Origin of the sequence: Paraburkholderia megapolitana (assembly GCF_007556815.1) — a bacterium.
Lineage (GTDB): Bacteria > Pseudomonadota > Gammaproteobacteria > Burkholderiales > Burkholderiaceae > Paraburkholderia > Paraburkholderia megapolitana.
In genome coordinates, this window is sequence record NZ_CP041743.1 from 2,708,644 (window position 1) to 2,723,163 (window position 14,520).

A 14,520-nucleotide genomic window follows, 5' to 3' on the forward strand; every position below is an offset into this window, starting at 1 on the left:
CTCTCACAAAGAAACTTCTGGAATTCAAACCCTATGACCCTACGCGAACAGTTTGCATCGTTTCCACGCGACATGTTTGCCGGCACCGTCGTCTTTCTCGTTGCATTACCGCTGTGTCTCGGCATTGCCAACGCGTCGGGCGTCGAGCCGTTCGCCGGTCTGCTGGCCGGCATTATCGGCGGGCTCGTTGTCGCGCTGCTTAGCGGTTCGCATCTGAGCGTCAGCGGCCCGGCCGCCGGGCTCGTGGTGATCGTCGTCGACGGAATCGCAAGGCTCGGCAGTTTCTCTTCGTTCCTGATGGCGGTACTGCTCGCGGGCGCCATTCAGTTCGGCTTCGGGATGCTCAAGACCGGGCGTTTCGCCGCCTATGTGCCTTCGTCGGTCATCAAGGGCATGCTGGCCGCAATCGGTCTGCTGCTGATCATCAAGCAGCTACCGCTCGCGGCCGGGCTTGCCAACGGCAATGCAGACGCACTGAATGCAGCAGCCGGCACCATCGACACTCCGTTCGGCGCGCTCTCGCTGTCTGCCTGCGCGGTGGCGTTGCTGTCGATAGCGATCCTCGCCAGCTGGGACACCAAAAGCATGCGACGCTTCGCGCTGGTGCGTGCCGTGCCTGCGCCGCTTGCGGTTGTCGCACTCGGCATTGGAGTGACGTTGTTGCTGGACGTCGCTGCACCCGGCCTTGCGCCGCCAGCCGAGTATCGCGTGTCGTTGCCTTCGCTGGCTTCGTTTGCGGCACTGGAACAGGCGTTCAACTGGCCCGCGCTCTCGCAATTGATGAACCCCGATGTGTGGCGCCTCGCAGTCACCATCGCGATCGTCGCGAGTCTGGAAACGTTGCTTAGTCTCGAGGCGGTCGAACAGATCGATCCAAAGAAGCGCGCTGCGCAGCCCGACCGTGAGCTGAAAGCGCAAGGTATCGGCAACATGGTGGCAGGCGTACTGGGTGCACTGCCGATCACTTCCGTGATCGTGCGCAGTTCGGCCAATGTTCACGCGGGGGCGCAGAGCCGCTGGTCGGCGTTCGTGCACGGGGTGCTGCTGCTCGTCAGCGTGTTCGCGTTGACTGCCGTGATCAACCTGATTCCGCTCGCCTGTCTCGCCGCGATCCTGATCTTCACGGGGTTGAAGCTCGCCAAACCGTCGATGTTCGCGGATGTCGCAAAGCAAGGTAGTGCGCGTTTCGTGCCGTTTATCGTGACGATCGTAGGCGTGCTGCTGACCGACCTGCTGATCGGTATCGTGCTCGGCATTGTCTGCAGCATCATCCTCGCGGTTCGAGCGCACATGCAACGACCGATCACGATGGCGCGACACGACGATCACTTCCTGCTGTCTTTCCGCAAGGACGTGTCGTTTCTCGCGAAGGTGAGCCTGAAGGCGCATCTGAAGTCGGTTCCCGATCACGCGACCGTCGTTGTGGATGGTAGTCGTGCCGACTTTATCGATCCGGACGTGCGGGAGTTGATCGATGAGTTCGTGCGCGAGGCGCCTGCGCGCGGTATTCATGTCGAATGCCGGCAGCTTGAGCCCATAGTTCAGGAAGCCGCGCCGTATACCGGGTTCCGGATGTTTCAGCGCAGCCGGTAAGCTGGGAAATTCACTGTCACGTGTTGTACGTGGCAGTGCGTCAGTGTAGTGAATTCGTCTACGCCGCTTGGTGCCGTTCCGGTCAAGCGGCGTGTCTCATGTGGTCTGTGGATCTTCCCCGTCCGTCGTCATACGTCACCGCATCTCTTGCACGCCCTCAATGCTTCGAGTGGCTGTGAAGCGAATTCCTGTTAGCTTCGCTTTGCAAAGAGACGTTCGATTTCTTAGTCTCGTATCCACGCATCCACGCATCCACGCTCGTTCGTACCAGCTCGTCACCCTTCCACCTGCTACTCAGGCTTCCGACAAAAAGAGGGAGGCGCCCTCGCGGGCGCCTCCCTCGTCCATCAGCCTGGTGTAGCTCTACGCGTCAGAAGCGATGACGCAGGCCTACTGTTGCAGCCGTCTGATCGCGCGAACTGGACCCTACAGCGTTGAGTGCATTGCCGCTATAGATCGACGCACCTGCCCCGTCACCCGTCGCGCGCTGGTAGACCACCTGGGTGTACACATCCGTACGCTTCGTGAGCGAGTAGTCGGCCTGCGCGCCGATCTGGTGGAAGCGATTCTTGCTGTCGCCACCAAGCGCGGAATCACGCAGATCCGAGAACGTGTACGCGACGCCGAGACCAAGCGCCGGCGTCAGATTGTACTTACCGTTCACCTCATAGTTGTTCACCCGGAACGAGCCGCCTGTGGGCAGGTTGTCGATCCGTGCCTGCGTCCATGCAACGCCGGCTTCCACCGGGCCGTACGTGTAGCCTGCGCCGACACCAAACTGACGTTGCCGGCCGAGGGAACCAAAGTCCGAAGCACCGCCGTTGGACGCATCCGTGAAGACGTTAGTTGCACCTGCGTTGTTCTGCTGTGCATACGCTGCGGCGACGCGCAGCCCGCTGTTCTTGTAAGCCGCCCCCACGCTGTACTCGCGATTGTTGGCGAACGCGCCGGCTTGATTCGAGAAACCGTAGGTACCGCCGAACGTGAGACCGGAGTAATTCGCACTTGCGAACTTGACCGAGTTGTTCACCGACGAGCCGTCGTTCGTGTTCAGGTTGTCCAGGTTGCCCACGTGCGCGAAATAGGTGCCGCCCCAGCTACCCGTCGCGGTGAGCGGTGCCAGATAGTCCTGCACCGCGTCGTACTGACGGCCCAGCGTCACGGTACCGAATTCCCCTGAGAGACCAACGAACGCCTGGCGGTTAAACAAGCCGCCATTGTTCGCAACGCGTCCATTGCCCAGTTCGAAACCGCTTTCGAGTGTGAAGATTGCCTTCAGACCGCCACCGAGGTCTTCAGCGCCGCGCAGACCCCAGCGGCTCTGGTTGATGCTGCCGCTCTTCTGTTCCCAGTTGGCGTCGCCACCGACATTGCTCGTGTAGGTGAGGCCCGCATCGATCAGGCCGTACAGCGTGACGCTGCTTTGTGCGTGTGCAGTGCCGGCAAACGAAGCGGCAACTGCAGCAAATATCAGCGTTCTTTTCATGAGGGAGATTCCTTGTAAAAACAGGTCCTGCGACCTGGGTGGGACAGTGGAGCCCTATGGCCTCCAGTAAAGCGGTGTGTGCCTTGCGAGCCCAAACCTTTCAAAGTGAAAGTCTAGTTGATGGCCTTACGATTTGCATACGGAGTGCGAAGAAACAACGCTTGTCCGATGCGACAACTCGTCACGGAATACGCCCCGATCGCCATCAGTTGGCTGTCCCAAGTAGTTTCCCGCCGTATCTCACTAAAAAAACGAAGCATGACTCGCGCGGGAGATGACCGGAATGTCATCTGGCGATCATGTCGGCGCACCTTTCGTGTCGCAGAATCTGCTTTCTCACGTAAAGCGATGGCCTGCGCAGGTGCGTTTCAAGATAAGGAAACGGTATGCGACGTCGCACCCCGACGAGACACACGTGCATAGCGCCATTAATTAGCTTCGTCGATTATTTTTGCGATATGCACGGTCCAGATTCGTCGCCCCGATCGGGCGCTCGAAACCGGGAAAACCTTCATGACTCGAGGAGATCGACCTTTCCGGTGGACAGGCGGTAAACACCTCCGATCACCTTCAGCTTCCCGGCCTTCTTTGCCTCTTGAATGATCGCCGATTGCGCAACCAGGTTGGCCATGCTGTCGCGAACGTTCTGCGCGATCGCCGCATCCAGCAGGTTGGTGGTTTTGCCTTTGACCTTCTCCACCGCGGGCAGCATCGTCGTTACGAGTGAATGGATCATTCCGGGATACGTCGCTTCCTTCGTCGCAACCTTGACCGCGGCATCCACCGCGCCACACCGGTCGTGTCCGAGCACGAGAATGATCGGTACGTTCAACACCACGACAGCGTACTCAAGGCTGCCCAACACGTCGCCATTGACGAAATTTCCCGCGACGCGCGTGACGAATAGATCGCCGCGCGCGCTATCGAACGCATACTCGGGCGCGATTCGCGAATCGGCACAGCTCAGTACAGCAGCAAAAGGATTCTGTCCGTTGTTGAGCGCCTCTCGCTCGTGAACGAAATCGTGACGCCGGGTTACCCCCGACACATACCGCGCATTTCCCTCCATCAGACTCGTGGCCGCAGCGTCCGGTGACAACGCGTTTTGCGGCTTGGGGAGCACGATGGGTTCCGCAGCAACAGCCAGATTGCCAGTCAGCGCGGCGGCGAATGCCGACGCACCGCTCATGCGCAGGAACAATCGACGGGTCGGCGCTGATGCCATCGTCGTACAGGCTTGCGAATCACACATTCGACACCCTTGAAGTAGTTACGCATACTGTTCTGGACCGACATGTCCACTTCGGACTGTGAAAGGCGGTCCAGAAACGCCGCGCCGCGATTACCGTTTGCCGCTCGGCCGATAGACGAAGGTTTGATGGATGTCTGTCAATTGATGGCTCGTCGCACTGACGCGCAACGCGTGTCCCAAACCGGCAGCCACAAAAAAAGCGCCAGCCCGGAGATTCCGGACTGGCCAAGCGGAATGACTACTCTGACTCGGAGTGCGTCAGAGTTCGCGACAGTCATCCGTCCATCGCGCTACCCTTGAGACCCCTTCGACGCTGGAGAAATGCGTCGTCGGTGAATATATTCTGCAGAGCGAACGCTTTGCGGACGTGACCACTTCATGATTTTTCTGTCATCGAATGTACGAACGTCAGTGAGATGTTTCGTGCACTACCGCCCTGCCTCACTCCACCAGTCCGACCGTAAGAGGACGTTCGTCGTTGCGCCCGTGATCGTCGACGACGCGTACCCGGTAATTGCCTGCCGTGGCGGGTTGCCAGTACAACGCATCGCCAAGCGCCGCACGTCCCACATAGCCGTTGTTGACGAACCAGTACAGCGTATGCACGCTGGCGTCGGCCGTCGCCTTGAGCGCGATGCGCGTGTCGCCGGTTCGTGTCAAACGCATCGTGTACTCGCTGCCGCGCAACGGCGATGTGATCTGCGGTGGATCGTCGTCCGGTGCGCCTGCTCCCGTGCATGCTGGATTCTGTGGCGGCTTGCGGCGCGGAATCCCCGCTTCGGCAAATACCTGCTGCAAATCCGACGACCAGAATTCGTACACTTCCTCATGCGTGCGCTTGCCCGCATACGGCGGACACGCGGGCAATCCGGTCGCGTCGTCGATCACCATGGGCCGATGCACAGTGCTGACGCGGATCGGCGACGTACCGGGAATAAACCACGTCCAGCCTTTCTGCGGACACCATTGATTCGGCAGGTCGCCGCTCGCCAGACAGATCTGCACGCGTTTCACATTCAACTTTCCGCGCCGCACGGGTTCGACGAGATCGGGATGCTCGGCCTCCACACTATCGACGATCTGGAAAAACAGCGGCGCCGCCGCATCGACACCGACAAACGCCGGATTACTCGTACTGTCGAAGTTGCCGACCCAGACAATCAGTACATACGGGCCGAAGCTGCCGGCGGTCCACGCATCGCGAAACGCCCACGACGTCCCCGTCTTCCAGTACACCGGCAGATGCGACGGTTGCGCGCCCGTGGTTTCGTCCGGCCGCAGATGCTGACGCAGCATGTCCATGACCATGAAGCTGGCCTCGGCGCTCAATAGCCGCTTGCCTTCGACCACCGGATCGGCGGCATTCAACCGCAGCGGCCTCAGCACACCGCGATTCGCAAGCATGGCGTACATGGCGGCCAGCTCCTGCATGCTGACTTCACCGCCGCCCAGTACGAGCGCAAGACCGTAGTGCTGCGAACTCGCCATGCGCGCCACCCCGGCCTGCTGGAGGAACTGATACAGGTCGGGCTGATGCAACTGCGATGCAACCCATACGGCAGGCACATTGCGGCTACGGTTCAGCGCGTCCGTCGCGGTAATCGGTCCCAGAAAATGGCCGTCGAAATTCTCCGGTGCATACGGTCCGAACCAGCTCGGCACATCGCGCAACACGGTCTGCGGATGCAGTACGCCCTGATCGAAACCGAGTGCATAGATAAACGGCTTGAGCGTCGAGCCCGGCGAGCGGCGCGCGAGCGTGCCGTTCACCTGCCCCTGTATCGAGCGATCGAAGAAACCAGCCGATCCGACCAGTGCCTTGATGCCCATGTCGCGTGTATCGACGAGAATCGCCGATGCGTTGCGCACACCGTGCGTATTGTTGCGCGCAACATAGAGATTGATCTGGCGTTCGAGACTGCGCTGCAGATCGAGATCGATGGTCGTAACGAGGCGTGATGAGTCGCTCACAGCCGGGCCGTCCGAACGCTCTCCGAGCGCGCGTTGCGCGGCCAGTGCCTGATCGACGGCATGCGGCGCATCGAAGGGCAACTGCGCCGGTTGCCTCAGCGTCAGTGGCAACGCAAACAGCGGACCGAGTGCCGCATCCTGTGGATGCGACTTCAGCCAGCGCGCGTAGAGCCGGTTGCGCGACGTTGTCAATTGCGGGTTGATCAGTTCGGCTTGCGCCGCGTTACGCAAGCGGCGCACCGGGTCTTGGGGAATCACCGCAAGCGCGAGCACTTCGGGCAGGCTCAATGAGCTTACCGGTTTGTCGAAATAGACGAGACTCGCGGTCCCCGCGCCTTCGACATTGCGTCCATAAGGCGCGTCGTTCAGATACGCTTCGAGAATCTGCCGCTTCGAATAGAACAGTTCCAGTTCGATCGCGCGGGCAATCTGCTTCATCTTGCCGAGCGGCGTGCGCGTATTGATGCGCCACAGCGAACGCGCGAGCTGCATCGTGATGGTCGAGCCGCCCTGCGGATTGCCGCCGCGCACATAGGTCACCCATGCACCGCGCGCGAGTCCATAGGGATTGAAGCCGGGGTGCCAGCGATACCAGCGGTCCTCATGCAGCAGCACCGCGTCGACGAGCCGCGGCGACATCTGGTCGAGCGGCACCCACAGCCGGTAGCGATCGTCTTTAGACAGCGCAAGCCGCAGCAACCGGCCGCGATCGTCGAACACCGCAACCGACGACGGCTTCCAGCTCTGCAACGTCGCATGCGGCCACAGCCTGCATCCGACAAGCGCGGCCGCCACGAGCAGCAGCCCGGACAGCCAGTTCTGCCAGCGATGCATCCAGCGGCCAAGGCCGTACAGCACGGAACGAAACAGAACCATAGACTTCTTTGAAGACGGATTCGCGCAACGGGTCGGCCACGCAGCGGCGGGGTGTCATCGTCGACGCCCCGCACGCCGCATGTCGGTCAGGGTGTGGGCGCGACGACCGTGAGCGTTGCCCCGCCCGGCGACCTCGCCTGCACGCGGCGGTCGTACATCGACTCGCCGTATGCGGGCGGAACGATGTAACGCCCGGCATTGCTTGCCTTGATCCGGTAGACAAACTCGCGCACGTCTGGCGTCGCCGTACCGTAGATCACGACACGATCCTCGCGAATATCGGCATACTCCGGCTTCCATGTCGATGTCGCCAGACCGACCGGCGAGCGCCACGCCGGTGTCGCCGCAGCGCTGCTTGCTCCACTATCCCCACTATCGTCGCCCTGCGAGGACTGATCGCCGGAGTTGTCCGTGTTGTCGGTATTGCCGCTGTCCCCCTGCTGGGCTTGCGCAGCGCTGCTGTCCTGCGCGTCCGGCGCAGGCGGCGACGACAGCACCGGATCGAACCCGCCCGGCAACAGATCGACGATCGCGACATTGCCGACGCCCTTGTCGCCGGTCGCACGGATCTTCACATGCACATCGATTTCCTGACCGGTCGTGACCTTGTCGAGCGGCTTGCCGTCCGTACCGGTATATTCGCGCACGATTTCGAGCCCGTTCTTGATCGCCTTGTCCGGCGCGCCGCGGTCGTAACCGGACTGGGTGGCAATGCGCCAGGCAGGCAGCGGCCCACCGTTGACAAAGCGCAACTGGGTCGCCGCCTTGCTCCAGGTTCCCGCTCGCCACAGGTTGGCTTCGACCGACGAAATGTCCTTTGCGCTGCCATCGGCATGCAGTTCGTCGATCTCCAGTTTGTCGAGGCCAATCGCATTCGAACTCGCGTAAGCGTCGAGCGCCATGATCGTCATCGCCGACGAAAGCGTATTGAACTGATTGTCCGCAAGCGGTCTCGAGATGTTTTCCATCACGTTCGGCGACAGGTTGTGGGCGCGATCCGGGAAGTGCTTCGCCAGCAGATAAAGCACGCTGGCGTCGCGCGTCAACGGGTCGATGTAATAGCCGTACGCGTAAGCGTCGTCTTTAGGCTTGCGCTCGAGCAGCCGCTGTGGCCCGGCAATTAATTGACTGGCTGCCTTGTCCTGTTTGAGCAACTCATACGACGCGGCCAGCCACGCGGCGGCGAGATCGTTCTTCCAGTCATTCGGGAACGCCTCCTGCAAGCGCTTCTGCACGGCCGCGAGGCTGTTGGTCGTTACGTTGCCTTGCCGGGTCAGCAGATACACCGCGTAAGCGCGTTGCCGGATCAGCTCGAGCGACTCGAGGCTGTCGTCGGCGGCGAGTTTCTGCAGATACTGATTGCCCGCATCGATCATGTCCTTCGGCACTGCCATGCTACGGTCGCGCGCATCGATCAGCACGTTCATCGCGTAAGCCGAGATGAACGGATCGGCGTCCGGTGTCGCGGTCCAGACACCAAAGCCGCCCTGCGCGTTCTGCCGCGAGCGCAACACGTCAAGGAACTGCGCAAGCGCGGCGTCGTTCGTGATCGGAGCGTCGGCGAGGCGTGGCTGCAACGCGCTCGAGAGCGACGGCAGCGTCGGCCAGTTCTGCGCGATGAGACGCGGCACCGCGGCACTGACGAGTTGCTCGCTGCAATAGTTCTGGAGGTTGACCAGATACGACGTCAACGCTTCCGACAGTACGACCGGAACGGTCGAAATACTCGCCTCGCGCGACGAGTAAGCGTCGTACATGTTGCGCAGATTCGGCAGATTCGATTTCATCCCTGGGTCGACACGCGCGACGTCGACTTCGGTGCGGAACGGCGCCGCGGGGCGCACCGACAGATCGACGCTCTGCACGGCGGACTTGTCGCCATACCGTGCGCCGAAAGTCAGATTGCCCGAACCGGGTTTGTCGGTCGCCTTGACGCGGAATGTCACGACCCCTTCATGCATGGACGCAAGGTTCACGCTCTGCACGGCTGCACCGAGCACCTGCAACTGCGGGCCCGTCTTCAGCGCGACTGCAACCGGCACCGGCTTGTCGCCGCCGCCGGTCAGATTGTTCGCGACGCCAACGCTGACTTCTGCCTCGTCGCCGGGGGCCAGCGTCGTCGGTACGTTCGGCGACAGCACGAAGTCGCCGCGCACGATCGTCGAGCCTTCGAACGTGCCGACGAGGTCCGGCGACACCGCTACCGCCATCACGCGCAGCTTGCCGTTGAAATAATCGGGCACGGTGTAGCTGAACGCCTTGTCGCCATCGACGTCGACGATCCCCGACCAGTACACCACCGGCTTGTCGCGTTTGCGTTTGAACGGATTCAGTTGCCGGCCGATCGCGTCGTTAGCGTCGCCGCCCGGTGCGGCCGCCTGCATCAGCTTGGCGAAGTCAGGCAGGATCAGGTCGAGAATCTGCGACGTTCCGACCTCGAGCATCCGTTTGCGGAAGAAGTACTTGAGCGGATCGCCGAGCTTGTAGCCCGCGACCTGCAGAATGCCTTCGTCCACCGCGAACACCACGACTTTGGCGGGATGTGCCGAATGCAGATTGAACGTCACCGTCTGGCCGGGTTTGACGAGCGCCGGGCTATCCACCGTCAACGCATTGCGCCGCGCATCCACATTCACCGAGAAAGGCACGACGCCGTAACTAAGCGGGCTCATGAAGATCTCGTCGGACGACGGATCGCGCACGTACTGCACGTTGATGTAGCCGTTGCCCTCGAAACCAGCCGGCACTGTGATGTGCTGGACCGAACTGGTCGTGCTCGCATGGAACCACGCATGCGCGTAGACCTTGTCGCGCTCGATCGTGATCAGGCCGCTCCCCGCATAAGGCGCGCGGATCGCGACGTCGACGGTTTCTCCAGGTGCGTAGTCCGTCTTGCTCAGATTGATCTGCAATTCCGCGTTGCGATCGAGCGAGCGCGATACGTTGGCCTGGCCCGCTACCGAGAACTGCACGCGGTTGACTTCGGTGCCGTCCGCCGTGCGGATCAGCAGCGCGTAGTCGCCGGGCTTGTCGGTTGGCAGCGTGTAATCGAGGCCGGCGGCCGGGATTGTCAGCGGCTTGTCGTCGACCGGCACTTCTTTCAGACGCGAATCGTATTTGTAGACGCCAGAATCCTGCTTCGTCAGCACCGAGATGTAGCGACGCTCGACCAGTTGCGCGCGCAGGTCCTTCAGCTCGATCGCTTTCGCGTGAGGGTCGATGGCGATCAGTTTCACCGTGCGTGGACTGCCTCGTTGCACGTAGCTGAGATCGTCGACGCTCTTGTAGCCGACGAGCCAGTTGTTGCTCGATACAAGCGTCTGCGCATTGGCCGCGACGTTACGGCCGCCGTCGGCCTCGTAGGCTTTGGTCAGGAAATACAACTGATACGTCGCATCGGCATACTTCTTCAGATCGAGGTCGAATTCCGCGTGGCCTTTGTCATCGGTCTTGCCGTCCTGCAACGTCGTCGTGTAGCCCTCTTTCGCGCGCCGTACATCGAAGAAGTAATACCCCTGCCAGCTGCGGAACGTCGGCCACACCGGGCGCAATGTCAGCGAAGCTTCGACACGCCGATCCGCTGCGGGCGTACCGAACAGGTTCTGTGCATCGACAATCCCTTTCAGCCCATCCGGTTTGACCCAGCCGTCGGCGACCTGCTGCGACAGCTTTGCCTCGACCTTCATGCGGTCGGGCAGGAATTCCTTGACCTGCACGGTGGTCGAGCCGATCGGGTCGTCGGCCACCTTGCCGTCCTTGACGATGTAGAGGTTCACTGTCCACGCACCGGTCGGCGCCGTGTCGGTCGTCGTGTATTGCAGCTCGCTAAAGCCCGATGCATCGACGGAAACCGGCTGCGTCTTCACCGTGATGCCGCGCGGGTCCACGATCTCCGCCTGCAGCGGAATGCCGGCCGGGCTACGCGTCCAGTTTGCCGCGCGCACGATCGTGCCGATATGGAACAGATCGCCCGGACGGTAGATGCCCCGATCGGAGAACAGATAGGCGGACAGCTGCCCCTGGCTCGTCGGATTGCGTTCGCCGCCGACGTCGAAGCGCGAGAAGTCCAGTTGCCGGTCCTGACCGGCGACCGGCAGGAACGACAGGTCGTCATCCTTCTGCACGGTGTACAGCTCGGGGCGCTTGTCGCGATCAAGCCCCTTGAGCGCCGGGAAATGCACCATGCCGTCTGCAGCTGTTGTCTGCGTGTAGAGCGCCTGGCCGTTCACGGCGAGCACCGAAACGCTGGCGCCGCTGACCGGCTGACCGGTGCTGATCGACTGGATGAACACGTCCTGGCTGCCGTCCAGCCCCTTCTTGACCAGCATGCCGAGGTCGGTCACCACGATCATGCGGGTGTCGGTGGGCATGGCGCTGTCGTCGCTATCGCCGCTGTCGGAATTGCTGGAACTGTCCGCGCTATTCGAGTTGTCCGAGTCGGAATTGTCCGAGCTGTCGGCATCCTGCGAATCGCCGTCAGCTTTCGCCTTTGCAGCCGCGTCCGCTTTCTTCTTTTCCGCCACCGGGTCGTAGCCCGATAGATGCAGCAGGAATACCCCGCGCTTGCCGCTCTTCAGATACTGGCCAAGATCGATCCCTTCGTAGTGCGCCTTGCCGGGGTCCGCGGCCGGGAACACGCGTTTCTGGTCGAAGCGCTCGACGATGTGGTCTTCGCTGAAGTTGTACGAGAGCTGCGGCTGCGAGTACGTCCCCTCGTTGAAGCTCACCAGATGCTGCAACTGACCCGGCAGCACGCGGCCGATTTCCAGCTTCATGCCAGGCAGATTGCGCGACACGACCGACACCTGCTTGCTGCCCGTCAACGACAGTAGCGAGCCGTTGGCCATGAAGCGCAGCAACTTCGGATAAGGCGGCACCGTAAAGGCCTGCGTCACCGGACTGCCGAGCAGATATCCGCCGAAGCCCTTCAGGCCGGCTCCCACCTGGACGTACACGCGCTGCCCCGGATCGGCGTGGTACTTGAAGCTTTGCAGCGCCGCGTAGTCGTCTTCGGTCGGCACCAGCGCGAGCGCGAGCGGCTTCGATTGACGCAGAACGGTTTCGCTGACTTCCGACGGCCCCCATTCGTACGGCGGATCGTCGTCGGATTGTTCGACCTTGGGGTTGCGCTTCGGCAATACCCAGGCCTTCACGCGGCTACTCAGATCCGCACCCTGCACCGGGTTGCTGATCTCCGTCAGCAGCACCTGCTCGGGTTCATAGCGATCGTTGTCGACGAGCGTTGGCGCAATATTGCTGACCGTGAGGCTGTACAGACCCGGCACGCGCACGGAGGTCTGTAGCGGGTCCTTCGTACCATCGCCGCCGCGCGAACTGCGCAGGCCCTTGTCGAGCGTGAGCGCCACCGATGTGTCGTCGTGCGGCAGGCTGAGCGGTTCCGAATGTATCCACGCATTCAGCTTCGCCGCGTCGTACACCACGGTGTAGCGCAGCGGCGACGACTTGCCATCGCGGCCGACCAGTCCCAACGCGATGCGCTTTTCGAACTGCGCGGCATCGACCGGGTAGTTGAAGCTGATCGGGATGATGGTTTTCTTCGCGGTCTCGATGCGCGGGTCCTGATAGAACTCGCCGGAGCCGATCGTTGCCGTGAACGCCTGCACGTCGAAGTCGATGTGGTCGTCGGCCATCAGCACGTGCGGCGCGAATACCTGAGCGATGTCGAACGTCACCGTGACATGCACGCCGACGGGCCAGTCGGCGGCCGGGGTAAAGCGCAGCGTGTGGTCGTCCACCCAGATCCAGTCGCCCTTGAGCGCCGGCTTCATCGTGATGCCCTTGACGACCGGTTTGCCGACCAGCTCGATGGGCGCCGCGGAATGCGACATGTCGATCTCGAGCGGCGAGATCGTGATCTTCGGTGTGCCGTCATCGCCGACATAACGGGTGACCGGCGGCGCCTTCACGCTGAAGGTGATGTGCTCGGGTTCGACCGGTTTCGGACGATGCTGATACCACTGCCAGCCAAACCAGCTTGCCAGTGCGAGCACGATGACGGCGAGCGCACCGCCGCCGACGTGCCATGGCCGCCGCTTCGTGAACGCCACGGACACCGGCAGCCAGGCCGGCGCGGACCACGACACCTTACCCACGATGGGACGAAGTACCCAGCCGAGCAGATGCATCAGGCCGGCAACGATCCGGATCGGCAACATCAACAGAAAGCGCAGCAAGCCCATTTGTTATATTTCCCGGTTTTCGTTGGCGAGCATGTGCCGCCTGTCTTCTTCATATTCGGATCGAACGATGCGTGGCCCTTATCGCCCGAAGCCCCGTTAAAAACACCTTTACCCCAGACTGCTGCGAAAGCCCATTGCAGGCAGCGTCAGCGTTCTCACTTCGTCACAGCGCATCACCCATTCTTCGGCCTGCCTGCGGATATTCGCGGCCTGCCGTATCGCCATGTCCACTTCCTGCAGCGACGTCGTCATTGCGCTGGCCTTGCGCGCCAGCATGTCGCCCATCGTGCCGCGATCGGCCATGTCGTCGACGATCCCGATCGTGGCCGTTTCGACCGTCAGCGTCATCCGCACGCGCGAGAGCAGATCGTCGATCGTGTCGACCTGGGTAAGCGACTGCCGGATCGCCTGGGCGATGTCCGTCAGTTGCAGCATCGCGGCTTGAGGATCGAACGTGTGGCTGACCAGCAGGTTCAGCATCGATTTGTGTTTGCCGGCGTTCCCCGCCTTCTCGAGAATGTCCTTGATCAGATCTTCGGCGCCGAGATCGTGCAGGCTCTGACTGACCTTCACGACCTGCCCGATCAGATCCGCTGCGCGCGACAAGGTATCGCTGCCGAAATCGGTGAGCGTGCGGAAATCGAGCGGCACGATCCGGTTGAGGTTGTTTCTCACCAGATAGCCGTAGTCGCGCATCACGTCCGGAAACTTTTCCGTGCCGCGTACCATCGCCTGCGCGATGCTGGGATGCTCGTCGATGGGAATCGCGGCGCTGGCGGTGGCGGTCATGGGCGACGCCGTCACCGGTGCCGGTGTCGGTGTGTCGGGACCAAGGTCGAGTGCAAGGTCCGGTGCAAATGAGCGAGCCGGCGCTGGGTCCGGCGTACCGGACAGATCAAGCGCCGCAACTTGCGGTGCTTGCGACGTTTGCGGTTGGGTTGGCGGCTGTGGCGCAGCCGCCGGCGCATCGGGAAATTCAAGCGGCAGCGGCGTTACCGTGGCCGATCCCGTATCCCCGAAGAGCGGCTCCGGTTTGAGCGGCTCCTCTTCATCGAACAAGGGTTTGGGGTCCACGACGTCGTCCTGATCGGGTCAGCTGCGCAAAGCAGCGGTGCCGCCCGTCTGGACGGCACCGCTCGTTG

Annotated in this window: 6 protein-coding genes; 1 reads left to right on the forward strand and 5 read right to left on the reverse strand. The window is 61.9% G+C overall.

Going from position 1 to position 14,520, the window contains the following annotated elements:
- Positions 1 to 33: 33 nt before the first annotated feature.
- Positions 34 to 1,593 carry a SulP family inorganic anion transporter gene (locus tag FNZ07_RS11575; RefSeq protein WP_091006446.1) on the forward strand — a complete coding sequence of 520 codons (1,560 nt, stop codon included), beginning with the start codon at positions 34 to 36 and terminating at the stop codon, positions 1,591 to 1,593.
- Between the two features lie 370 nt (positions 1,594 to 1,963).
- On the opposite strand, the gene FNZ07_RS11580 is transcribed toward FNZ07_RS11575, so the two are convergent.
- The 5 genes from FNZ07_RS11580 to FNZ07_RS11600 form a co-directional block, all read right to left on the reverse strand.
- Complete coding sequence (locus tag FNZ07_RS11580; protein ID WP_091006447.1) at positions 1,964 to 3,079, reverse strand: porin; 1,116 nt, start codon at positions 3,077 to 3,079, stop codon at positions 1,964 to 1,966.
- Positions 3,080 to 3,590: 511 nt separating this feature from the next.
- Entirely contained in the window at positions 3,591 to 4,304 is a 714-nt protein-coding gene (locus FNZ07_RS11585) for a carbonic anhydrase (protein ID WP_245811286.1), read from the reverse strand.
- 468 nt (positions 4,305 to 4,772) lie between these two features.
- The gene (gene pbpC, locus FNZ07_RS11590; RefSeq protein WP_211367831.1) at positions 4,773 to 7,178 is read right to left on the reverse strand and encodes a penicillin-binding protein 1C; all 2,406 of its coding nucleotides are present in this window, start codon (positions 7,176 to 7,178) and stop codon (positions 4,773 to 4,775) included.
- Between the two features lie 86 nt (positions 7,179 to 7,264).
- A complete protein-coding gene (locus tag FNZ07_RS11595) occupies positions 7,265 to 13,378 on the reverse strand; it encodes an MG2 domain-containing protein (RefSeq protein ID WP_091006452.1) in 6,114 nt (2,037 codons plus the stop codon).
- Between the two features lie 108 nt (positions 13,379 to 13,486).
- Positions 13,487 to 14,452, reverse strand: coding sequence for a hypothetical protein (locus FNZ07_RS11600; RefSeq protein ID WP_143097996.1), 966 nt, complete (start codon positions 14,450 to 14,452; stop codon positions 13,487 to 13,489).
- Positions 14,453 to 14,520 lie beyond the last annotated feature (68 nt).

Coding starts and splice junctions, on each gene's coding strand:
- FNZ07_RS11575 (WP_091006446.1), top strand. CDS start 34: ATGACCCTACGCGAACAGTTTGCATCGTTTCCACGCGACATGTTTGCC.
- FNZ07_RS11580 (WP_091006447.1), bottom strand. CDS start 3,079: ATGAAAAGAACGCTGATATTTGCTGCAGTTGCCGCTTCGTTTGCCGGC.
- FNZ07_RS11585 (WP_245811286.1), bottom strand. CDS start 4,304: ATGGCATCAGCGCCGACCCGTCGATTGTTCCTGCGCATGAGCGGTGCG.
- pbpC (WP_211367831.1), bottom strand. CDS start 7,178: ATGGTTCTGTTTCGTTCCGTGCTGTACGGCCTTGGCCGCTGGATGCAT.
- FNZ07_RS11595 (WP_091006452.1), bottom strand. CDS start 13,378: ATGGGCTTGCTGCGCTTTCTGTTGATGTTGCCGATCCGGATCGTTGCC.